The organism is Pseudomonas sp. UYIF39, assembly GCF_029963765.1.
In the GTDB taxonomy this organism is placed as follows: domain Bacteria; phylum Pseudomonadota; class Gammaproteobacteria; order Pseudomonadales; family Pseudomonadaceae; genus Aquipseudomonas.
Genome location: NZ_JALBYU010000017.1, coordinates 78116 through 101268, shown reverse-complemented (window position 1 = coordinate 101268; position 23153 = coordinate 78116). Strand labels below are relative to the sequence as shown.

Genomic DNA, 23153 nt, shown 5'->3' with positions numbered 1-23153 from the left:
CTTTTAATGCTATGGTTTCTAATAAAGTTGTAAGGTTTTTGCTGGGCGTGTGTTTGTTGCCTTCGGTTGCGGGTATTGCGTATCGGATGCAAACACCATATGTCGAGGAGTACCCTGTATGGCACGGGCTAAATATCTGTACGGCCTGGGCAATCACGATTATGAAAATAACTTGGATGATTGCTTTAGTAATAATTGTGCGGCGGGCAGTATAGTTGAGTTTAACGAGCATCATGCGGGCAAGGTGGATAACTTTGATTTGAAAGTTACTGGCTGGTTCCTTAATAAGCACTATTCGGGCAGCCTCGCATATTCAAAGAATATCGGTGAAGTTCACATGGTGCAGCTCAATAACGAACCCACGTACACGACAAAAATTTCTCACGGGTTGAACCCGACAACGTTCGACATCACCAGCGCTTTGGACTGGCTTGAGACCGATCTCAAGGTGGCCAGGGCCCAGGGTTACGCCATCATCATTAATATGCATAAGCCGTTCAACATGAAGGGGAGCGATGAGCAACAAAGGCGCTTCCGCGCAATGATCAGCAAGTATCAAGTGACAGCAATATTCGCCGGTCATTTGCACAAAGACGGAGGTGATTCCTATTGGCTGGAAGGCGTGCCGATGTATGTGAGCGGCAGTACCTCTCAGCAAACCTACCTGATCACCAGCTTTACCGAGGATCGCAAGCAATTGCAGATCTATCTGGCGAAGAACAATCAATGGCAGAACCAGACGCTGATCGATACGATCCCGGTGAAATCAATCTTCGCTAACCGTCCATAAAAAAAGGCCCCGCCAGATCACTGGTGGGGCCTTCTTGTTGCTTCAAGCGTTTGCCTTACTGGGCATCCGCTACCGGTGCTTTCTCACCGTGAGACAGGCTGTAGACGTAAGCGGCCAGCAGGTGAACCTTGTCGTTGCCTTGCAGTTGTTCTTGCGCAGGCATCTGGCCCTGACGGCCGTAACGGATGGTCTGCTGCAGTTGAGCGAAGCTCGAACCGTAGATGAACGCGGCCGGGTGAGTCAGGTTAGGCGCGCCCATCGCTGGCGTGCCTTTGCCTTCCGGACCGTGGCACACCGCGCAGTTGGCGGCGAACAGCTTCTGGCCGGCTACCGGGTCAGCCTTGGTGCCTTCCGGCAGTTTGCGGCCATCGAGGTTGGTCAGTACGAACGCGGCAACGTTCGCAACGCCTTGCTCGCCGATCACTTCTGCCCACGCCGGCATGACCGCGTGACGGCCACCCATGATGGTGGTCTTGATGGTTTGTGCTTCGCCGCCCCAGCGCCAGTCGGCGTCGGTCAGGTTAGGGAAGCCATAAGCCCCCTTGGCATCGGAACCGTGGCAGACCGAGCAGTTGGAGGCGAACAGACGGCCACCCATCTTCAAGGCTTGCGGGTCCTTGGCGACTTCTTCGATTGGCATGGAAGCGAACTTGGCGAAGATCGGACCGAACTTGGCGTCCGACTTGGCCATTTCCTTTTCCCACTCGTGAACGCCGGTCCAGCCGGTCTGGCCGTTGGCGAACGCCGTCTGCTTCTCGTTGTCCAGGTAGTTATAACCCGGCAACAGGCCTTTCCAGTTGCCCAGGCCCGGGTACAGCACCAGGTAGCCCAGGGCGAAGATGATGGTGCCCACAAACAGCATGAACCACCATTTAGGCAGTGGGTTGTCGTACTCCTCGATCCCGTCGAAGGAGTGGCCAACCGTTTCTTCGGTGGCTTCGCTGCGCTGGCCCTTGCGGGTGGACAGCAGCAGCCAGGTCAGGGCGAAGATCGTGCCGAGACTGAGGACTGTGACGTACAGACTCCAGAACGTAGTCATTCTTTGTTACTCCTAGAAGCTTGCTCGACGTGCTTGATGGCTTCGGGATCATCCGCGAAAGGCAGCAAGGTCGCGTCTTCAAACTCCGACTTGCGCTTGGGGCTGAATACCCACAACGCCAGACCGATGAAGGCCACCATCACAACAACGGTGCCCAGGCCACGAATCATCCCGATATCCATCTAAATCACCGTTTGCTTTTGATGATGGTGCCCAGGCCTTGCAGATAGGCCACCAGCGCGTCCATTTCGGTTTTGCCCTTCACAGCATCCTTGGCGCCGGCGATGTCTTCGTCGGTGTAAGGGACGCCGAGCGTGCGCAAGACTTCCATTTTCTTGGCGGTGTCTTTGCCGTCGAGCTTGTTTTCCACGAGGAACGGGTACGCCGGCATTTTCGACTCAGGCACAACGTTGCGCGGGTTGTACAAATGCGCACGCTGCCAGTCATCGGAGTAACGACCGCCAACACGGGCCAGGTCCGGACCGGTACGCTTGGAACCCCACAGGAACGGGTGGTCCCAGACGCTTTCACCAGCGACCGAGTAGTGGCCGTAACGTTCGGTTTCGGCGCGGAACGGGCGGATCATCTGCGAGTGGCAGCCGACACAACCGTTGGCGATGTAGATGTCGCGGCCTTCCAGTTCAAGGGCGGTGCGAGGCTTCATGCCTTCGACCGGCTTGTTGGTGACGTCCTGGAAAAACAGCGGAACGATCTGGGTCAGGCCGCCGATGCTGACGGCGATAACCATGAAGAAGGCCAGCAGGCCAATGTTCTTCTCGACTGCTTCATGCTTCATCAGTGAGCTCCAACTACAGCAATCTGTTCAGCAGCTTTGGCTTCAGCCGGGTTCGAGGCACGTACGGTACGCCATACGTTGTAGGCCATGAACAGCATGCCGCTGGCGAAGAACGCACCGCCCAGGGCGCGAACGATGAAACCAGGATGGCTGGCTTGCAATGCTTCGACGAACGAGTAGGTGAGGGTGCCGTCGTCGTTGATTGCACGCCACATCAGACCCTGAGTGATGCCGTTGACCCACATCGAAGCGATGTACAGAACGGTACCGATGGTCGCGAGCCAGAAGTGCGTGTTGATCAGGCCGATGCTGTGCATCTGCGCACGACCGAACAGTTTCGGGATCATGTGGTAGATGGCGCCGATCGAGATCATCGCTACCCAGCCCAAGGCACCGGCGTGTACGTGGCCGATGGTCCAGTCTGTGTAGTGAGACAGCGAGTTGACGGTCTTGATGGCCATCATCGGGCCTTCGAAGGTCGACATGCCGTAGAAGGCCAGCGACACAACGAGGAAGCGCAGGATCGGGTCGGTGCGCAGCTTATGCCAGGCGCCCGACAGGGTCATCATGCCGTTGATCATGCCGCCCCAGCTTGGTGCCAGCAGGATGATCGACATCGCCATGCCCAGCGACTGAGCCCAGTCCGGCAGCGCGGTGTAGTGCAGGTGGTGCGGACCGGCCCAGATGTACAGGGTGATCAGCGCCCAGAAGTGCACGATCGACAGACGATAGGAGTAGATCGGACGCTCGGCCTGCTTCGGAACGAAGTAGTACATCATCCCCAGGAAGCCGGTGGTCAGGAAGAAACCCACCGCGTTGTGGCCGTACCACCACTGGATCATCGCGTCCGTCGCACCGGCGTAGGCCGAATAGGACTTGAAGAAGCTGACCGGCAGGGAGGCGTGGTTGACGATGTGCAGCATCGCCGTCACAACGATGAAGGCACCGTAGAACCAGTTACCCACATAGATGTGCTTGGTTTTACGCTTGGTAATGGTGCCGAAGAACACCAGACCGTAAGTAACCCAGACAATGGCCAGCAGAATAGCCAGGGGCCATTCCAGTTCCGCGTATTCCTTGGTGGTGGTGTAACCCAGCGGCAAGGTCACGATCGCGCCGACGATCACCGCTTGCCAACCCCAGAAGGTGAAGGCGGCGAGGCTGTCGGAAATCAGTCGCGTTTGGCAGGTTCGCTGCACGACGTAATAAGAAGTGGCAAACAGTGCACAACCACCGAAGGCGAAAATCACCAGGTTGGTGTGCAACGGGCGTAAGCGTCCAAAAGTCGTCCACGGCAGACCGAGGTTCAATTCCGGCCATACAAGCTGTGAGGCGATGAAGACACCAAGCCCCATGCCAAGGATCCCCCAGACCACCGTCATGATGGCGAACTGGCGGACTACCTTATAGTTATAAGCAGTCGGACTGATTGCTGTGCTCATTCTAAGGTTCCACGGTTTGGGTGTTTTATTAGGAGTAAAAATCGGTCGCAAGTATGGAGAAAGCGGGGGGTCATTGCAACGCGCCATGACCTGGGTCAATGCTTTCAAAAGCTGATTCTGCGGCCTTTCCATGCGCCGCGTAAGGACAAAATTGCCCAAGGGCAAAATGTCGCAGCAGACGAAAATGGTGAGGGGGTCAGGTCGGATGTAACGGGGTGTGTTCAAACACAACGATCGGGTGACAGATGGCAATTGGCACGACAGCCGGTATCTACCAGCCTTTGCGGCTTGTCATCGAGCAGATTCGTCGAACACATCGGGTTGGGTCGACCTGGAACCGGCTCATGCCAGTCCGCATCGGAGGAAGCTTAGACCCGAAACTGGGGAACCGAAAGGAGGACTAACGGAGGGGTGCGACACTTGGTCGCAAAGAAGCAGGGAACTGCCGCATCCGGGAGAATGCAGCAGCAGAGCGGTCGAGATTTATTCGTGTTTGCCTTCAGCCTGCAAACGCTCGGTATTCAGCCCGTGAGACAAGCTGTAAACGTAAGCGGCCAGCAATTGCACCTTGTCGTTGCCGAGCAGTTCGTTCTGCGCCGGCATATGCCCCTGGCGACCATGACGAATGGTCTGTTGCAGTTGCGCCAGGCTTGTACCGTAAATAAAGCCGGCCGGTTGCGTCAGATTCGGCGCGCCCATGGCTTCAGTGCCCTGGCCGTTTGCCCCATGACAGGCTACGCAGGTGGTGCTGAACAGTTGCTGTCCGGCATGCAGGTCGGCACCGTTGTCGGCGGGCAACGGCAGGCCGGCCAGGTCATGGCGCACATACGCCGCGACATTCTTCACGCCGGCATCACCAAGGATTTCACCCCAGGCCGGCATCGTCGCCATGCGACCACCCATGATCGTGGTTTTGATGGTGTCGGCGTTGCCGCCCCAGCGCCAGCTGGTGTCCGCCAGGTTCGGGAAACCAAAGGCGCCCTTGGCATCCGAGCCGTGGCAGACCGCGCAGTTGGAGGCGAACAGACGTCCGCCCATTTTCAACGCTAGCGGGTCTGTGGCCACTTCTTCCACGGGCATCGCCGCGAATTTGGCGAAGATCGGCCCGAACTTCGCATCGGCCTTGTTCATCTCCTTTTCCCACTCGTGGACGCCGGTCCAGCCGTCCTCGTAGCCCGGCAGGATGCCTTTCCAGTTGCCCAGGCCGGGATAAAGGATTAGGTAACCCACGGCAAACACCAGCGTGCCGGCGAACAGCATGAACCACCACTGCGGCAGCGGATTGTCGTACTCCTCGATGCCGTCGAAGCTGTGGCCCATGGTCTGGTCGACGCTGCCCTTGGTTTCGCCCTTGCGGGTGCCGATCAGCAGCCAGGTCAGGCCGATCAGGCTGCCGATGGTCAGTACGCAGATCCACGTACTCCAGAAGGTGGTCATGGCCGGGTACTCCTTGTTGTTGCAGGTTCTTGGGTGTTGGCGATATCGACTTGTGGCTCATCGGCGAACGGCAGCAGGCGCGCTTCGGCGAATTCCGAACTGCGCTTGCCGTTGAACACCCACAGCGTCAGGCCGACGAAGGCCACGAACACCACGACCGTGCCCAGGCCGCGGATCATTCCACTGCTTATGTCAAAGACCATGGCTCACCTCTTGCTCTTGATGGATGTGCCGAGCACTTGCAGGTAAGCGACCAGGGCGTCCATTTCGGTCTTGCCCTTGAGCGAAGCGACCGAGCCGGCGATGTCCTCGTCGGTGTACGGCACGCCAAGGGTGCGCATTGCCTTGATCTTGCCTTCGGTGTGGCTGCTGTCGAGTTGATTGGCCACGAGCCACGGATAGCCGGGCATCTTCGATTCCGGCACCACGTTGCGCGGGTTGTACAAGTGCGCGCGGTGCCAGTCTTCGGAGTAGCGACCGCCGACCCGGGCCAGGTCCGGGCCGGTACGTTTCGAGCCCCACAGGAACGGGTGATCCCAGACGCTTTCACCGGCCACCGAGTAGTGGCCGTAGCGTTCGGTCTCGGCGCGGAACGGCCGGATCATCTGCGAATGGCAACCGACACAGCCTTCGCGGATGTAGATGTCGCGACCTTCCAGTTGCAGCGCGGTGTAGGGCTTCATGCCTTCCACCGGTTTATTGGTCACGTCCCGGAAGAACAGCGGGACGATCTGGGTCAGACCGCCGATGCTCACGGCCAACACCATCAGCAACATCAGCAGGCCGACGTTTTTCTCGATTGTTTCGTGTTTCATGGCGGCCTCCTCAGGCGATCTGCGCGGCAGCGGCGGCTTCGGCAGGCTGTGAGGCCCGCACGGTGCGCCAGGTGTTGTAGGCCATCAGCAACATGCCGCTGAAGAAGATCGCACCGCCTACCAGGCGCACGACGAAGCCTGGGTGGCTAGCCACCAGGGTTTCGACGAAGGAGTAGGTCAGCGTGCCGTCGTCATTGACTGCGCGCCACATGAGGCCCTGAGCGATGCCGTTGACCCACATCGAAGCGATGTACAGCACGGTGCCGATGGTCGCGAGCCAGAAGTGCGCGTTGATCAGGCCGATGCTGTGCATCTGCGTGCGGCCGAAGATTTTCGGGATCATGTGGTACAGCGCGCCGATGGAGATCATCGCCACCCAACCGAGGGCGCCGGCGTGCACGTGGCCGATGGTCCAGTCGGTGTAGTGGGAGAGGGCGTTGACCGTTTTGATGGCCATCATCGGTCCTTCGAAGGTCGACATGCCGTAGAACGCCAGCGACACCACAAGGAAGCGCAGGATCGGGTCGCTGCGCAACTTATGCCAGGCCCCCGAGAGCGTCATCATCCCGTTGATCATCCCGCCCCAGCTCGGTGCCAGCAGGATCAGCGACATCACCATGCCCAGCGACTGAGCCCAGTCCGGCAGGGCGGTGTAGTGCAAGTGGTGCGGACCGGCCCAGATGTATAGGGTGATCAGCGCCCAGAAGTGCACGATCGACAAGCGATAGGAATACACCGGACGCTCGGCCTGTTTCGGCACGAAGTAGTACATCATCCCGAGGAAACCGGCGGTGAGGAAAAAGCCTACGGCGTTATGGCCGTACCACCACTGAACCATGGCATCGGTCGCACCGGCGTACACCGAGTAGGACTTGGTGAAACTCACCGGCAGTTCAAGGTTGTTGACGATGTGCAGAATCGCCACGGTGATGATGAACGCACCGAAGAACCAGTTGCCGACGTAGATGTGCTTGGTCTTGCGCTTGGCCAGCGTGCCGAAGAACACGATGGCGTAGGCGACCCAGACGATGGTGATCAGGATGTCGATCGGCCATTCCAGCTCGGCGTATTCCTTGGAACTGGTGTAACCCAGCGGCAAGCTGATGGCCGCCAGCAGAATCACGACTTGCCAGCCCCAGAAGCAGAACGCGGCGATTTTCGGTGCGAACAATTGGGTCTGGCAGGTGCGTTGCACCGAATAGAACGAACTGGCGAACAGGGCGCAACCGCCGAAGGCGAAGATCACTGCGTTGGTGTGCAGCGGGCGCAGGCGCCCGAAGCTGGTCCACGGCAGATTGAAGTTGAGTTCAGGCCAGACCAATTGAGCCGCGAGAAAAACCCCGAGCCCCATGCCGACGATGCCCCACACCACCGTCATAATGGCGAATTGGCGGACCACCTTGTAGTTGTAGGCGGTACTGATAGAAGTGTTCATGGTTCCCCATCCACGGTTCAGCCGAAGTGAAGGCCCGTCTTTGCGAGTAAGCCGCAAGGCAGACGCCTCCTTCGCCTGGAGTTATAGGCAGACTAAAAGCGAGGCAAGCATGGACAAAGAGCACAAGGCCAGTATTGACGGGGATCAATGGGCGCGGTGTGTGCAGGATCATGGATGGTTGTGGAATGCTGCCTCAGAGCCGGCCTCGACGACGTTGATTCTCGCCCACGGCGCCGGCGCACCAATGGACAGCGGCTGGATGAACGACATGGCTGCGCGCCTTGCTGCTCAAGGCGTCAATGTTCTGCGCTTCGAGTTTCCCTACATGGCGCAACGACGCATTGATGGGGGTAAGCGCCCACCGAACCCGGCCCCCAAATTGCTGGAGTGCTGGCGTGAGGTGTATGCGGTGGTGCGACGCCATGTCGCTGGGCGTCTGGCCATTGGCGGCAAGTCCATGGGCGGGCGGATGGCCAGTCTTTTGGCGGATGAACTGGAGGTCGATGCGTTGGTTTGTCTCGGGTATCCGTTTTATGCGGTGGGGAAACCGGAGAAACCTCGGGTTGAGCATTTGGCCGGGTTAAAGACGCGGACGTTAATTGTTCAGGGCGAACGGGATGCGTTGGGTAATCGCGAGGCGGTTGAGGTTTACACGTTGGCGCCTGGGATCGAGATGTTCTGGTTGGTCGCGGGAGATCATGACTTGAAGCCGTTGAAGGCTTCCGGGTTTACGCATGAACAGCATTTGGCGGCTGCGGCGCAGAAGGTTGCTGAGTTTCTTCAGTAAGATTTGCGGTGCCAGACAGGGCCTCTTCGCGGGCTTGGCCGCGAAGAGGCCCCTCCAAGCGCCATCATTTTCAGGTTGGGAATAAAAAACCCGGAAGTATCGCCTCCCGGGTTTTTGTTTTTTACAGCAGCAATCAGCGGTTAAACCGCTCCACCAACGAATACTGGGTATTCGCGGTTTTGGTCAGTTCTTCACTCAACAACGCCGAGTGTTGCGCCTGTTCCGAAGTCTGATCCGCCAGGTGCGAGATGTTGCTGATGTTGCGACTGATCTCTTCAGCGACAGCGCTTTGCTCTTCGGTCGCCGCCGCGATCTGGGTGGTCATGTCGGTGATGTTGGCCACCGCTTCGCTGATCCCCACCAGTGCCTGGTCCGCTTCCAATACCCGCGCCACACCTTCTTCAGCCTGGCGATGACCAGCCTCCATGGTTTGCACCGCAGTGCTGGCGGTTTGCTGGAGCTTGGCGATCAGCGCATGGATCTGCCCGGTGGATTCGCTGGTCCGTTGCGCCAGTTGACGGACTTCGTCGGCGACTACCGCAAAGCCACGACCCATCTCGCCGGCACGAGCGGCTTCGATAGCCGCGTTCAACGCCAGCAGGTTGGTCTGGTCGGCGATGCCTTTGATCACATCGACCACGCCGCCGATTTCGTCGCTGTCCTTGGCCAGTTGGGTCACGGTCAGACCGGTTTCACCGACCACCACCGACAGGCGCTGGATGGCTTCGCGGGTTTCCCCGGCGATGTCGCGGCCGCGGCCGGTCAGGCGATTGGCTTCCTGAGTCGCATCGGCGGTGCGCTGCACGTGGCTGGCGACTTCCTGCGTGGTGGCGGCCATCTGATTGACGGCGGTGGCCACTTGTTCGGTTTCGACACGTTGGCGCTCCAGGCCGTTGGAGCTGTTATGCGCCAGGGTGTCGGACTGTTTCGCTTGGTCGCTCAGGTGCTCGGCGGTGTCCTGCAGACGGGTCAGGCAGGTTTTCAGGCGGGCTTCCTGGCTGAGGATCGACATCTCCAGACGGGCTTGAGCGCCGCGACTGTCGGTGTACATCTGCGCGATCAGCGGGTCGGAGGTGGTCTGCCCGGCCAGGTGCAGCAGACGCTTGAGGCCGCGCTGTTGCCAGCTCAACCCCAACAGACCCAATGGCACCGACAGGCCGGCGGCCAACGCAAAACCCCATTGGGAGTTGAGCGACGCACCGATCATGAAACTCAGTTGGCTGACCAGAATGAACGGCAGCCAGTCCTGCAGCACCGGCAACCATTTGTCTGACGAAGGAATGGCCGACTTGCCCTGGTTGATGCGTTGGTAAAGCGCTTCGGCACGGCGGATCTGCTCGGCGGTGGGTTTGACCCGCACCGATTCGTAACCGACCACCTGATTGCCTTCGAAAACCGGTGTGACATAGGCGTTAACCCAGTAGTGATCACCGGCCTTGCAGCGATTCTTGACAATGCCCATCCATGGCAAGCCTTGTTTCAGTGTGCCCCACATGTGCGCGAACACTGCGGCCGGGACGTCAGGGTGACGGACCAGGTTATGCGGCGCACGGATCAGTTCCTCGCGAGAATACCCACTGATCTCGACAAAAGCGTCGTTGCAGTAAGTGATCACGCCCTTGGCATCGGTGGTGGAAATCAACCGTTGCTGAGCCGGGAAGGTCCGTTCGCGTTGTGTAATAGGCTGGTTGTTACGCATGGCTTGTTCAATCCGCAAGGCTTTCAGAAGTTGTCGGCTGCGGCGCGCATTTATTGAATTTTTTTATTAATCGGACGTGGGGCTCAAAATTTTCTGCATTGCGCTGATGGGGCTGGCTCACCCAATGGTTGAGCTATTCAGGTTTCCCTCAGGGGACTGGGCGCGTATGATTCCCCGCTGTTTTGTGTAGGACGTTGGCTGGGCACAAGCAGGATTTTTAGCGACACGACCTTTTATACGGCGTCGCCAGTTTTCCAGCATCTAATTAATGGAAGTTGATTGTTGCCCAATCTTTGGAAAAAGGTCGGGTATGAAAAGGGCTTGTAGCAATGCGTAAAAAAGTTGCAATCATAGGGACGTCGTTCCGTTTTCCAGGCTCTACTTCTGCAACTTTTTGGCCGCACCTGTTAGATCGGCAGAGCTTCATCACCGAAGCAGATTTTTCACGCTGGTCCAAGGACGAGTTCCTGCACCCGGACAAGGCCAACCCGGCGACGTCCTATACATTCGCGTCTGGCTCGCTTGGCGATATCTCCACCTTCGACGCAGGTTTTTTCAATATTTCTCCGCGCGAAGCCGCGATCATGGACCCTCAGCAACGCCTGTTGCTGGAGCTCGGCTGGGAAGTGTTCGAGAACGCCGGTGTCAAGCCTTCGAGCCTGCGCGGGAGCGATTGTGGCGTTTACCTGGGCATTGCCAGCGTCGATTACAGCTACAGGTTGGCGCATGACTTGTCGGCGATCGAAGCGGCCACCGCCACGGGCAACACCTTCAGCATTGCGGCCAACCGGCTCTCTTATTTCTACGACCTGCAAGGTCCGAGCATGGCCATCGACACGGCGTGCTCGTCTTCTCTGATTGCGTTTCACCAGGCATGCCAGGCGATTCAGAACGGTGATATTGAACAGGCGCTGGCTGGTGGTATCAGCCTGCACCTTCATCCGTTCGGCTTCCTGATTTTTTCCAAGGCATCGATGCTCTCGCGCACAGGCCAATGCCATGTGTTTGATGAGTCCGCCGACGGTTATGTCCGCTCCGAAGGGGCGGGCCTGTTCTATCTGAAGGATTACGACAAAGCAGTCGCAGACGGCAACCAGATCCTGGCCGTTGTAGCCGGCACTGCGGCGAACACCGATGGCCGCAAGTCGAGTCTGACCGTACCGAGTGCCGAGGCGCAGATTGCGCTGATGACGCAGGCTTACGCCACGGCCGGCATCGACGCCACGCAGATTGATTACCTTGAGGCGCACGGCACCGGCACACCGGTCGGCGATCCGATTGAAAGCCGCGCCATTGGCGAAGCGCTCGGGCAGCAACGTCCGGCCGACCAACCGCTGCTGATTGGCTCGATCAAAAGCAACATCGGCCACCTTGAAGCCGCGTCCGGCGTTGCCGGTTTGATGAAGGCGCTTTTCTGCGTGATTGAACGCCAGGTGCCGGCCACCATCGGCATCACCAGGCTCAACCCGAACATCCCGTTCGCCGACCTCAACTTGCAGGTCGTCACCGAAACCCAGGCACTCAAGCCCGTCGGCAAACTGGTGGTCGGGGTCAATTCGTTCGGTTTCGGCGGTGCGAACGCGCACGTTATTCTGGAAAGCCCGCCGCAGGCCAGTGAGCCGCCGGCCTCGACCGATCACCAGGTACCGCTGATTGTGTCCGCCAAGGATCATGCAGGCCTGGTTGCTCAGTCGGAGCAGTTCGCGGAATTTTTGTCCGAGTCTGCCGAGGCAAGCCTTTACGACGTTGCCTATCAGTCACTGGTGCGTCGCGACATTCACCCCCAGCGTGTCGTGGTGTTTAGCACCGATGCTCAACAGAGTGCTCAGGCTCTGCTTGATTTCGCGACCGATCCCGGGGTGCCAAGTCTATCGGCGGTGCTCGAAAGCGGTATGGCACTGGAGCAACCGAAAGGCCCGGTGTTCGTTTATTCCGGCAATGGCTCGCAGTGGCAAGGTATGGGCAAGTCATTGCTCGCCGACCCGGTGTTCCAAAGTGCCGTGGCTGAGGTGGACGCCATTTTCGAACCGCTGGCGGGTTACTCGCTGCTAGCGGAACTGGCTGGCGACAATGGCGAAGACCGCTATCAACTGACCGAGATTGCTCAACCGGCGCTGTTTGCATTGCAGGTCGGTATCACGCGGATGCTGGCCGCGAAAGGTGTTCTGCCGATAGCGGTCACTGGGCACAGCGTGGGTGAAGTCGCCGCCGCCTGGGCCTGCGGTGCGCTGACGCTGAAGGACGCCACGCGGGTTATCTATCACCGTAGTCGTTTGCAAGGATTGACCAAAGGCAGCGGGCAAATGTCGGCGGTCGGTCTCTCCGGAGAAGACACTGCCAGCCTGCTGCAAACGCTTAACCTGCACCACGACCTGGTGGTTGCCGGTGAGAACAGTTTCAAAGGCGCTACAGTCGCCGGTCCGCAAGCAGCACTGGATGTTCTGGAGCAGGCGCTGACCGAACGACAGATCTTCGTTCGGCGTCTAGGCCTCGACTACGCGTTCCATTCGCCGGCCATGGACGTGATACGTGATGCGCTGGTCGACGTGCTGAGCGATGTGGTGCCGGGGTCATCGCGCATTCCGATGTATTCGACCGTGACGGGCGACGAACTGGCCGGTGAACGACTGGACGCCGAGTACTGGTGGCAAAACATCCGCTTGCCAGTGCTGTTCCAGTCCGCCACCGAAAAACTCGCCGAGCAGGGCTATAACGTTTTCGTGGAGGTGGGTCCACATCCGATTCTGCGTTCGTACGTGGCCGACGCGCACAACCGTCAGGAACGGCAAGCCGTCGTGATCGCGACGGATCTGCGTGGCGCGGAAACCCCGCAACTGATCGATCGCGCCGTGGCGAAAGTCTTGATCGCCGGCGTGGACATTCAACGCGAGTGTCTGTTTCCACACGCAGGTCGATTCGTGCAGCTGCCTAATTACGCCTGGCAACGCGAGCGTCATTGGGTCCCGGAGACACCTGAGTCTTCCGGTCACCTTCACCGCGAGCGGGTTCATCCGTTGTTGGGCTACGCGCTGCCCGGGCATGAACTGACCTGGGATAATCGGCTGGACACCCAGCTGTTCCCGACGCTGGGCGACCACATGGTCGGCGACGCAGTGTTGTTCCCAGGTGCTGGTTTCACCGAAGTTGCGCTGGCCGCTGCATCGAAGTATCAGCCGGGCGAGTACGTGGAAATCGAAGAGCTGGAAATCCACAGCCCGTTGTTGTTGCACGCCGATTCCTCCAAAAAGGTCCGAGTGGTGGTCGACAGCACCGACGGTGCGCTGTCCATCGTTTCGCGTAGCACGGCCCAGGCCGAACCGTGGGTTCAGCATGTGATCGCCAGAATTCCCGGCGAAGCCCGCGGTGGTTTGCTCGCCAGCACCGCGCCGGCCTTGCCGAACCGCGCACCGGACTTCACCTCGGCGGATCATCTGGCGCTGACCCGTGCGGTCGGTCTCCATTACGGCCCGGCCTATCAGGCGGTAGCGGACGGTTGGATTGACGATAATCAAGTGTTGGCGCGACTCAACGTCCCGCAGTTGATCGAGGCGGAACTCACGAGCCTGCATTTGCATCCGGCATTGCTCGACAGTGCTTTCCAGTTAATCACCCAGCTGCTAAGCAGCGACGCCAAGAGTCGTAAGGGCCTGGCGTTCATACCGGTCAAACTCGGACGGATCTCGTTCGCTGTGGGCAGCCGGCCGCCGCGCCTGGCACAAGTCCGGCTGGTGCGTCGTTCAGAACATTCGCTGTTGGCGGACTTCACGCTGTACGACGACGAAGGCCGTGCGGTCATCTGCATCAAGGATGCGCGTTTCCGCGGTGTGCGCCTGCACAAAGATCGCAGCGGCGACCTGAAACTGGTGGACTTCGTCGGGATTGCCAAACCCTATCCAGTCGCTGGCCCTCGTTTGCCGTTGACGGGCTCGCTGCTGGGCGCGACCTTGCAGCAACAGATTGCCGCGATTGCGGACGATCCTGCGCTGGCCCGTTATGCCAATGAAATCGATCCGCTGCTCGATAACCTGTGCGGGAGTTTCCTCTGGGAAGCCATCGAACAACTGGGCGGTGAACTCTCGCGGCAGCAACGTTCGAGCTGGGGCCCGGAGACGCAGGCACTATCGGGTTATCTCGATCATTTGTTGGCCCTGGCGGTGGAAGAGGGCAGCCTGCTCCTGACCGCTGAAGGCAACTGGCAAGCGGCCGATCAAGGCGAGCGCGCGAGCGCGCAAGACATTTGGCAGGAACTGTTCCGCAGTTATCCCGAACACTTCCAGATCATCCATTCGGTCGGCCGTATAGGCGTGCATCTGCTGGCGTTATTGAGCGGGCAAGTGAGCATCGAGCAACTGTTGCCAAGGGAAACCTCTGCGGCGCAATTGACCCGCCAAGTGCTCGGTATCGCCGGCTATCACGCCTTGCTCGGCAGCGTGCGCGCGCACATCGCCGAATGCCTGAGCGTGCTCCCTGACGGCCAGCGTTTGCGTATTGTTGAGCTGGGTTTTGACGGTGTGCCATTGGCCGCTGACCTAGCTGCGACGCTGGACTTCGACCGCATTGACTATCAGTACTGCGCCGAAAGCATTGATCAGGTATCGATGCTTCAGGCGGACTTTGCCCAACTGCAAATCATTACCCTGGCCGATTTCTCGCAACTGTCGAAGGTGCCGGGCAACGACTTCGATCTGGCGCTGGTCACCACGGATCTTGCGCCGCTGGAAGCGGTCAGCCAAGCCCTGCAACACGTAGCCACACGCCTTTGCGCCCACGGTGAACTGCTGTTGTTGGCGCAACACCCCGCGCGTTGGGCGGACTTTATCTTCGGCGCGCAAGCATCCTGGTGGCTGGCCAGGCACGGACAGCAACGGTTGTCGGTGCAACAGCGTCCAGGTTTCTGGCAGCAGGAATTGCAGCGTCATGGCCTCAACGTGTCCGAGCCGTTGGAGTTGATCCCTCACGCGGCTTCCGGCAGCTATTTGTTGGTGGCGGCTGCGCACACACCGAAGACCCTTGAAGTTGTGGCTGAACCGGCGCGCCAGAACTGGTTGCTGGTGGCCAGCGAACAGGGTGAGGACGCGCCATTTGCCCGCGCCCTGGCGTCGAGCTTGCGTGAACAGGGTCAGGACGTAGTGCTGCTGGCTCCGGATTCTGCTGTCGGATTGGCGGACCAATTGCGTCTGACCGACGCGGCGCCTCACCACGTGGTGATGCTGGCCGGTCTGTTCGCCCCACAAGGTTTGGATGCTCAGGCAGACCGATGCATGCTGGCCGCCGCGATCACTCAGGCGTGTGAGGCGGTGGGCATTGCGCCGGATTGCTGGCTGCTGACATCCGGCGCCGCCGTTCATTTGCTGCCCCGCAGCGCTCGAACCGAAAGCACCGTGCAAGGGCTGGCTGATGCAGCCCTTTGGGGCTTCGGTCGGACCCTGGCGAACGAGGCGGTCGGTTGCCGCGTGCGCTTGCTCGATCTGGCTATCGATGCCGGTGTCGACGCATTGCTGCCCGCGCTGTTGCAGGCCGATGGCGAAACCGAACTGGCGATCAGCGCCACCGGTGATCGCTACGTCGCCCGTTTGCGCATCCAGCCCAATGACGTGCCGGGTGACACGCTGAAGAATGTGCCCTCCCAGGTCAAACTAGGCTTCGATTTGCCGGGGCAGCTGCGCAATCTGCGCTGGGAAACCCAGGCGCCGCTAGTGCCGGCCGGTGATGAGCTGGACATCGAAGTCCAGGCCACCGGTTTGAACTTCCGGGACGTCATGTATGCCTTGGGTCTGCTCTCCGACGAGGCCATTGAAAACGGCTTTTCGGGCCCGACCTTGGGCTTTGAATTCGCCGGAGTGGTGCGCGGTAAAGGCGCGTTGGTCGAAGGTGATTTCCAGCCGGGCGACCGCGTCGTCGGGTTCGGTCCATCGAGCTTCGCCAACCGTTTGGTGACCAATGCCAACGCCGTCGCGCGCATTCCCGAAGGCATGTCGTTCGAAGCGGCGGCAACCATTCCGAGTACGTTCTTCACCGTCTATTACGCGGTGCATTACCTGGCTCGGCTGGAGCCTGGCGAGAAGATCCTGATCCACGGCGCGGCCGGTGGTGTGGGCATCGCCGCCATCCAGATCGCCAAATGGTGCGGCGCCGAAATTTACGCCACGGCCGGCAGCGACGAGAAGCGCGATTTCCTGCGCCTGCTCGGTGTCCAGCACGTGTTTGACTCCCGTTCGCTGGCGTATGCCGACGACATCCTGGCGATCACCGATGGTCGCGGTGTGGACGTGGTGCTCAACTCGCTGGCGGGCGAGGCAATCAACCGCAACCTGCGCGTGCTTAAACCATTCGGGCGTTTCCTTGAGCTCGGCAAGCGCGATTTCTATCAGAACACCAAGATTGGCCTGCGGCCGTTCCGCAACAACATCAGCTACTTCGGCATCGATGCCGATCAACTGATGAGCGAGCGTCCACAGCTGACCCGCCGGTTGTTCAGCGAAATGATGGGGTTGTTCCAGGACGGCTTCCTGACGCCACTGCCGTACCGCGCCTTCGATGCCAATGAAGTCGTCGAGGCGTTCCGCTACATGCAGCAGGCGCGGCAGATCGGCAAAATTGTCGTCACCTATCGCACGCCGATTCAGCAGGTCTTCAGCGCACCGGTGGCTCAGCCACCAACGTTGCAACTGTCAGCCGATGGCGCTTATCTGGTCACCGGCGGTCTCAGCGGATTTGGCCTGCGCACGGCGCAATGGCTGGTGGAAAAAGGCGCTCGTCATCTGGTGTTGCTGGGTCGCCGTGGCGCCGCTACCGAAGAAGCGCAGCCAATGCTGGCGGTCTGGCGCGAGCAGGGTATCGAGGTTCAAGCGCTGGCGTGCGACATCACCGACGCCGCGCAATTGAAGTCGGTCATGGTGGGCATTGAAGCCAGTGCCCACCCGCTGCGCGGTGTCGTGCACGCGGCCACGGTGTTCGACGACGGGCTGATTCGCAACCTGACCCTACAACAAGTGCAACGGGTACTTGAGCCCAAAGCCAAGGGCGCGCAATACCTGCATGAAATGACCGCACATCTGGCGCTGGACTTCTTCGTGCTGTTTTCCTCGGCAACCACGTTGTTCGGCAACCCGGGTCAAGCCAACTATGTAGCGGCGAACCATTGGCTCGAAGCCTTGGCCCGCCATCGCCTGGCTCTCGGTCTGCCTGCGACCAGCGTGCTATGGGGCGCCATTGACGATGCGGGTTTCCTCGCGCGTAACGAGGATATTAAAGACGCCCTGCAAAGTCGCATGGGCGGCTCGGCATTGCTCTCGCAAGTCGCGCTGGAGACCCTCGAACGACTGCTCATGCAACAGCGTTCCGGGCTCGGCGTGCTGGAGCTCGACTGGAAAGCGCTGTCGCGTTTCCTGCCGGCGGCGAACTCGCCGAAGTTCAGCGAACTGGCCCGTCTCAATGGCGGCGAACAGGGCGAAGAAAGCGACGTCGACGACATTCAGCGTTTGCTGGTCGAGCTGAATGAACAGGAGCTGACGGAGCTGTTCGGTGAAATGCTCAAACAGGAAATCAGCGAAATCCTGCGCTTGCCGGCCAACAAGCTCGACATCAACCGTCCGCTGCAGGAGTTGGGACTGGACTCGCTGATGAGTGTCGAGTTGGTAGTCGCGGTCGAGGAGCGTTTCGGGATTCGCCTGCCGGTGATGGAACTGAGCGAAACCTCCAGCATCGCCAAATTGACCGGGCGGATTCTCGAACTGCTGCGTGGCAACCAAGAGCACGCCGAGTTGCAGGACAACGTCGATACGCTGCAATCGCGGACGGCCGATGCGCTATCACGTCACGGCGCGGAGCTGACGCAGGAGGACATTGCGCAATTGAGCGATGGCCTCAATGGCCAGGATTCCAAACTCACTCGTTTGATTAACTGATTCGGACTATGACCAATAAATCATCCGCCGGGCTTGCCGCCTCGATGAAAGACAAGCTGATCCAGCAAGCGCTGGAACGGCGTCTGCGCCAGACGACTGATGTCGCGCCAGGGCCTTCGCTGGAGGGCATGAACAGTGCGGTGCATAGCGTGCCGGAACAGTTTTATCGTTTCGATCAGCACCCAGGCTATCGGCAGCTGCGGCTCATGCTCGACGGCGCAGCGCGTTTCGGGCTGACCAATCCGTTTTTCAAATTGCATGAAGGCCTGGCGGGCGCGGAAACGGTGATCCAGGGCGCCCGTTATGTGAATTACGCCAGCTACAACTACCTGGGTTACTCCGGGCACCCGGCGGTGACGGAGGCGGCGAAAGCGGCCATCGATCACTACGGGACGTCGGTGTCCGCCAGCCGTCCAGTCTCAGGCGATCGACCGATCCACCGTGAGCTGGAGCGCGAGCTCGCCGATCTGTACGAGGTGGAGGACGCCATTACGTTTGTCAGCGGTCATGCGACCAACGTGACGACTATCGGTTACCTGTTCGGCCCGCGGGATTTAATTCTTCATGACGAACTGATCCACAACAGCGTGCTGCAAGGTGTGCAATTGTCCGGCGCGCGACGCCTGAGTTTTGCCCACAACGACTGGGAAGCCCTCGACCGTGTGCTGAGCGATCAGCGTCAGCATTTCGAACGGGTGCTGGTGGTGCTGGAAGGCATCTACAGCATGGACGGCGATTACCCGGACCTGCCGCGTTTTGTCGAGCTGAAGAAAAAATACAAAGTGTTTTTGATGGTCGATGAGGCGCACTCGCTGGGTGTCATGGGGCCGACGGGCAAAGGCATCCGCGAACACTTCGGCCTGGTTGGCGGTGACGTGGATATCTGGATGGGCACCTTAAGTAAAAGCCTGGCCAGTTGTGGCGGCTACATTGCCGGCGAAGCGGCGCTGGTCGAGCACCTGAAGTTTCTTGCTCCGGGTTTTTTGTACAGCGTCGGCATGCCTGCACCGGTGGCCGCCGCGGCGCTGGCCGCCTTGCGTTGCCTGCGCGAAGACCGTGAGCGGGTGGCGACGCTTCAGGCCCGAGGCCAACAATTTTTACAGTTGGCCAAAGAGGCGGGCCTGGACACCGGCACCAGTACGGGGCTGGCGGTGATCCCGGTGATTACCGGCAGCTCGCTCAAAGCCACGCAATTGTCCTGGGCCTTGTCGCGTCGAGGCATCAACGCCCAGCCGATCCTGCACCCGGCCGTGGCGGAGAAAGCGGCCCGTGTCCGCTTCTTCGTGTCGTGTCTGCACACGCCGGAGCAAATCGCCGAAACCGTCAGTGCCGTGGCGCAGGAACTGCAAAAGCTATAGGCCGAGCATGCCCTTGAGGTAGCGTCGGATCTGTTGATAACGCGCGCAGCTGTCGAGCAGGCCAGTCTCGGGACACGCACTGTGTTCCGGGCTGCAGGGCATGCCGCGAACTTGCACCAGTCGCTGCACATCTGCGTCGAGCAATATTTTCCGCTGCCCGACTACTGAATGGTGCGGTGTGCGATCCACCACCAGGCAGGCGGGAGCGCGGCGTCCCGGTGCCTGCAAAACGTCCGGACTTATGCGCCACAGCGGTACACCGTGCGCCTCGGCGCGCTGGTGCAAATCAACCGCTTCACCGGCAACCCACACCAGCAGTTTGCCTTCCTCGCGAACCACCTGTGTCATCAGCTCGGTGTTGTCACGGGTGAACTTCACCCGGCCCCAGCGGCTGTTGAGAAAGCTGCGAATAGCCGGTTGTTGGCGTCGAGGCACGCCGAGCACCGTCAGTGAGCCGGCAAATTGCGCATCCTGTTGTTTTTGCCGGGCCAATTGACGGGCCACGGTCATGACATCGCAGCGCTGATCGGTCAATGGATCAACGTAGCGGCAATAGCGAATGTAGGCGGCGGCGACCAGTTGTTCGAGAGTCGGTCGTGCCTGCCGGCGCGGGATGGCCAGACGGTCATCGGTCAAACCCCAGCCCGCATAAAACGGCAGCCCGAAGCACGTTACCGGCACGCCCTGAATCAGGGCTTCAAGCCCGGCCTGACTGGTGGCGATGTAGACGCGCGCGGCCCGCCGTGCCAGGGAAGCCCAAGATACCGGGCGACTTTCCAGCGTTACGCCGCGCTCCTTCGCCGCGTCGAGCAAGCAGCTTTTCTTGTGCCCGCTCATGCAGTCCGGATGAATCCGTACGCGAACGTCGGCACCGGGATTTTCCGTCAGCGCTGCATCCAGCATGCGAATGAAATCCGCCTCGCACAAACCGCCGCCCGGAATCGAAAAGTCGCCGTAGGTTTGATCCACCACCAGCACCAGCGGCGTGTCTCGACCCAATGGGTCATCAGCGCTCAGGTCCGGTGCGTTGTTGTATTTGCCGATGCAACTGCTGCGCATCAGCGTCATCAGCTCGTTGGCGCTGGCCAGTTCGTCGGCCGTCAGCTGCTGCGGTTGCTGGAGGATGTTTTCCAGCAGTGAAGGACGATCCGCCAGGTAGTGAATGCCAATCGGATCGACCACCATCGACATCGGCGTATCGCCCTCGACGCCGAGGGAGGAGGAGCGCAGAAAACCGTCCTCTAATGCGATGTAGGGAATGTCCCAGCGTTTGCACAGCACCCGGGCGTGGTCCGAGGAGCGCTTGTAGCCAATCCCGGAAATCGCCTTGAGACCCTTGGGCTTTTTCGTGCTGCGCCGCCACAGCCATGACGGCTTACCTTCCGGGTCGAGAAATTCGGTCAGGTGAAACACCCGCCACATGACCCACTGGGACATGATACCGATCCAGCCCGGCCCTTCGACCAGCGAGTGATTCAGTTTGTCGCGCTTCATGGTTGTGGCTTCAATGAACGGCGCATGTTCACCACCGCAGGGAAGGGCAGCAACCGGCCGAGCCAATTCATGGGTGTAGTGTGCACCCGGACGAAACCTTGCTGGATGTAGAGCTGTTGGGCGCTCTGATTTTTCACCTGAACCTCAAGTTCAACCCTGTCGTAGCCCGCTTGGCGGGCTTGCCTGAATGTCTCTGTCAGCAGCGCGGTGGCTACACCTTGATGGCGTGCCGGTTTGATCACGTGCAAGCCATACAGGTAGAACCCGTAATACCACTCGCGGTATTCAGCAATGATAAACAGCAGATAGCGCACACCGCCGCGCAGACGGCCGAACTCATCCCGGAAAGGGCTGAAACCTGGTGAGAACGGTCCACGTCGATGGTGCTTGAACGCGACATAACCGAGCGCGGTGGGGCCGCGATAGGCAATCAGAATTCGGTCCCAATTGATCGCCCGGACCAGCAGCCGATAGCGGCAGGCTTCATCACCGAGGATAAAGGCCAGCGAACTACGCCCCGAGGCGATCAGCCGCGCAATCGCCTCATTGCGCTCCGGCAAACAGGAGCCGAGGACGATTCGTAGCGGCTCTTGGGCAATCTCAGTCATGGAGGGCGGTCTGGGCGTGGCTCTGCGGTTTGCTGACAGCCTTGGTGCGACTTAGCTGGTCGACGAATGTCCTGGCCAGGTGTTCGACCGCCAGTGACGTGGCCGCGCGGCTGCCGGGCACTTTGTTGGACCAGATGAAGTAGTCGGTATCGCCATCGGGCGCACCGAGTGCGGCATACACCTGGGGCAGAATCGGCACATGGTCGCCAAAAAAACACAGCCCGGTCGGGGTCGGCCGCGACATCAGACACTTGCGCAATTGGCCGAGCATCCGGTCGGCGTTGCTAACGTGCCGCAGGTACGGCGCCAGATCGCGCAGGTCATCCAGCAGCGGGCGGTCGAACCAGGTCGGCAACTCAGCGGCATCGACGGTTTCCAGTTGCAGCGGGCCGTGGTTTTCCATGGTCACGGCGTGGATGTACAACGGCTGAGTGCGGGTACTGTCGTTGAGCAATTCAGTGATCTTGTCTGCCACCGCACAATCGCCAATGAACGGCCCGGCTTTTTGCGAATCGTTGAAGCTGCGCTGGTCGATGAACTCATCAAAACCCAGCGCCGGCAGCACCTGGTCGCGACCGTAAAAACTACCGTCGTACGGGTGAATGCACACGGTGCGGTAGCCCTTGCGTTTCATTTCGGCGGCAATGCTCGGCAACCCTTGGCGCGCCAGATGGCGATACGGGTTGAAACGGTGCACGCCGAGCTTGTCTCCCGCAATGCCAGTAAGAAAGGCGAACTCGGTGCGCACGGTATTGGCGCCCCAGGCTGCGACTTGCAGCCGACCGTGTGCAAGCGCTTCGCCGCGCAACACGTCGTAGTGACTCAACACCTGCTCGCGGATGCCCGGCCACAACCGGCGAATATCGAAAAACGACTCGCTTTGCACGGACACCAGATCCGGCAGCACGGTGCCCATCGTGGCGGGCGCCTGATACGGATCGAGGGCGAACGGCGAGTGCAATTGGTCGATAGCGACCTTGCGTCGTGCAGCGCGAAAATAGGTCCACAAACTGGCTGCCAGACCCCAGCGGGTCAAATCCAGGCTGGCATCGTAAGTCGGTTGCAGTGGCTTGATGCCGCCGAGAATTAGCAACAGCACGGCGCTCGCCAACGTAGCGAGGCCAACGGGCAACGCCTGCGCAGTGGCCGGCTCGAAATACAGTCCGCACGCAAGATAGGCGACAAACGCCAAGGCCAGCACGATGGTTTTGCCGATGCCGAAGAAGGGCAGGTACAGGCGCGGAAAACGCACCGCGTCGCTAAAGTATTCAAAGTCCGCGCACACGAACGGTTCACGCAGCGAGTGATATTTTGCGTTGCTCACCATCACGATCAGCAGCCACAGGGCGAGAGCATTCACGGCGCTGAAATAAGGGCGCCCGGTGATCGTGTACAGCGCTGCCACCGCGAACAGCCACACACCGGCATGCAGCAACCAACTGCGCATTGGGCGACGCAGCGTCGGGCGGGGAATCAGCAACGCTTCGAGAAGACAGGTCAGGACAAACCCACCAGCGATGACCCAGGTAAAAGGACTGTTCAAGAA

At 59.9% G+C, this 23153-nt stretch carries 15 protein-coding genes and 1 pseudogene; 4 read left to right on the top strand and 12 right to left on the bottom strand.

Annotated elements, in window-relative coordinates; translation table 11 throughout:
• Window positions 1-133: 133 nt before the first annotated feature.
• Window positions 134-790, top strand: a pseudogene (locus MO767_RS21340) (metallophosphoesterase); the annotation flags it as partial.
• Between the two features lie 55 nt (window positions 791-845).
• On the opposite strand, the gene ccoP (MO767_RS21335) reads toward MO767_RS21340, so the two are convergent.
• From ccoP (MO767_RS21335) to ccoN (MO767_RS21300), 8 genes are all read right to left on the bottom strand, one after another.
• Window positions 846-1829 carry a cytochrome-c oxidase, cbb3-type subunit III gene (gene ccoP, locus MO767_RS21335; protein ID WP_129442872.1) on the bottom strand — a complete coding sequence of 328 codons (984 nt, stop codon included), beginning with the start codon at window positions 1827-1829 and terminating at the stop codon, window positions 846-848.
• Window positions 1826-2011: a CcoQ/FixQ family Cbb3-type cytochrome c oxidase assembly chaperone gene (locus MO767_RS21330; protein WP_003175465.1), complete on the bottom strand. Its 186-nt coding sequence runs from the start codon at window positions 2009-2011 to the stop codon at window positions 1826-1828. The genes ccoP (MO767_RS21335) and MO767_RS21330 overlap by 4 nt, the downstream gene beginning before the upstream one ends.
• A 5-nt stretch (window positions 2012-2016) precedes the next feature.
• Window positions 2017-2625 carry a cytochrome-c oxidase, cbb3-type subunit II gene (gene ccoO, locus MO767_RS21325; RefSeq protein ID WP_018925301.1) on the bottom strand — a complete coding sequence of 203 codons (609 nt, stop codon included), beginning with the start codon at window positions 2623-2625 and terminating at the stop codon, window positions 2017-2019.
• Entirely contained in the window at window positions 2625-4067 is a 1443-nt protein-coding gene (gene ccoN, locus MO767_RS21320) for a cytochrome-c oxidase, cbb3-type subunit I (RefSeq protein ID WP_282482114.1), read from the bottom strand. Before ccoN (MO767_RS21320) ends, ccoO (MO767_RS21325) begins: the two co-directional genes overlap by 1 nt.
• Window positions 4068-4550: 483 nt before the next feature.
• Window positions 4551-5504, bottom strand: a complete 954-nt coding sequence (gene ccoP / locus MO767_RS21315; protein WP_282482113.1) for a cytochrome-c oxidase, cbb3-type subunit III — start codon at window positions 5502-5504, stop codon at window positions 4551-4553.
• Complete coding sequence (locus MO767_RS21310; protein WP_282482112.1) at window positions 5501-5707, bottom strand: CcoQ/FixQ family Cbb3-type cytochrome c oxidase assembly chaperone; 207 nt, start codon at window positions 5705-5707, stop codon at window positions 5501-5503. The genes ccoP (MO767_RS21315) and MO767_RS21310 overlap by 4 nt, the downstream gene beginning before the upstream one ends.
• Window positions 5708-5710: 3 nt before the next feature.
• Window positions 5711-6319 (bottom strand): cytochrome-c oxidase, cbb3-type subunit II, encoded by a 609-nt coding sequence (ccoO, locus tag MO767_RS21305; RefSeq protein WP_282482111.1) that lies wholly within the window; start codon window positions 6317-6319, stop codon window positions 5711-5713.
• 10 nt (window positions 6320-6329) lie between these two features.
• Window positions 6330-7754, bottom strand: coding sequence for a cytochrome-c oxidase, cbb3-type subunit I (gene ccoN / locus MO767_RS21300; protein WP_140679721.1), 1425 nt, complete (start codon window positions 7752-7754; stop codon window positions 6330-6332).
• Between the two features lie 109 nt (window positions 7755-7863).
• Between ccoN (MO767_RS21300) and MO767_RS21295 the strand changes: the two genes are divergently transcribed.
• On the top strand, window positions 7864-8541 hold the full coding sequence (locus MO767_RS21295) for an alpha/beta family hydrolase (RefSeq protein WP_282482110.1): 678 nt from the start codon (window positions 7864-7866) through the stop codon (window positions 8539-8541).
• A gap of 133 nt (window positions 8542-8674) precedes the next feature.
• On the opposite strand, the gene MO767_RS21290 is transcribed toward MO767_RS21295, so the two are convergent.
• Window positions 8675-10240 carry a PAS domain-containing methyl-accepting chemotaxis protein gene (locus tag MO767_RS21290; RefSeq protein ID WP_282482109.1) on the bottom strand — a complete coding sequence of 522 codons (1566 nt, stop codon included), beginning with the start codon at window positions 10238-10240 and terminating at the stop codon, window positions 8675-8677.
• A 329-nt stretch (window positions 10241-10569) separates the two neighbouring features.
• On the opposite strand from MO767_RS21290, the gene MO767_RS21285 reads away from it, so the two are divergent.
• Together MO767_RS21285 and MO767_RS21280 are read left to right on the top strand one after the other, a co-directional pair.
• Complete coding sequence (locus tag MO767_RS21285; RefSeq protein ID WP_282482108.1) at window positions 10570-18147, top strand: type I polyketide synthase; 7578 nt, start codon at window positions 10570-10572, stop codon at window positions 18145-18147.
• An 8-nt stretch (window positions 18148-18155) separates the two neighbouring features.
• Window positions 18156-19505 carry an aminotransferase class I/II-fold pyridoxal phosphate-dependent enzyme gene (locus MO767_RS21280; protein ID WP_282482107.1) on the top strand — a complete coding sequence of 450 codons (1350 nt, stop codon included), beginning with the start codon at window positions 18156-18158 and terminating at the stop codon, window positions 19503-19505.
• On the opposite strand, the gene MO767_RS21275 is transcribed toward MO767_RS21280, so the two are convergent.
• From MO767_RS21275 to MO767_RS21265, 3 genes are read right to left on the bottom strand one after another with little or no spacing between them, the layout of a single operon-like run.
• A complete protein-coding gene (locus tag MO767_RS21275) occupies window positions 19500-20999 on the bottom strand; it encodes a capsule biosynthesis protein (protein WP_282482106.1) in 1500 nt (499 codons plus the stop codon). The genes MO767_RS21280 and MO767_RS21275 overlap by 6 nt on opposite strands.
• Complete coding sequence (locus MO767_RS21270; protein ID WP_282482105.1) at window positions 20996-21607, bottom strand: GNAT family N-acetyltransferase; 612 nt, start codon at window positions 21605-21607, stop codon at window positions 20996-20998. The genes MO767_RS21275 and MO767_RS21270 overlap by 4 nt, the downstream gene beginning before the upstream one ends.
• Complete coding sequence (locus MO767_RS21265; protein WP_282482104.1) at window positions 21600-23150, bottom strand: LTA synthase family protein; 1551 nt, start codon at window positions 23148-23150, stop codon at window positions 21600-21602. Before MO767_RS21265 ends, MO767_RS21270 begins: the two co-directional genes overlap by 8 nt.
• Between the last annotated feature and the right edge of the window lie 3 nt (window positions 23151-23153).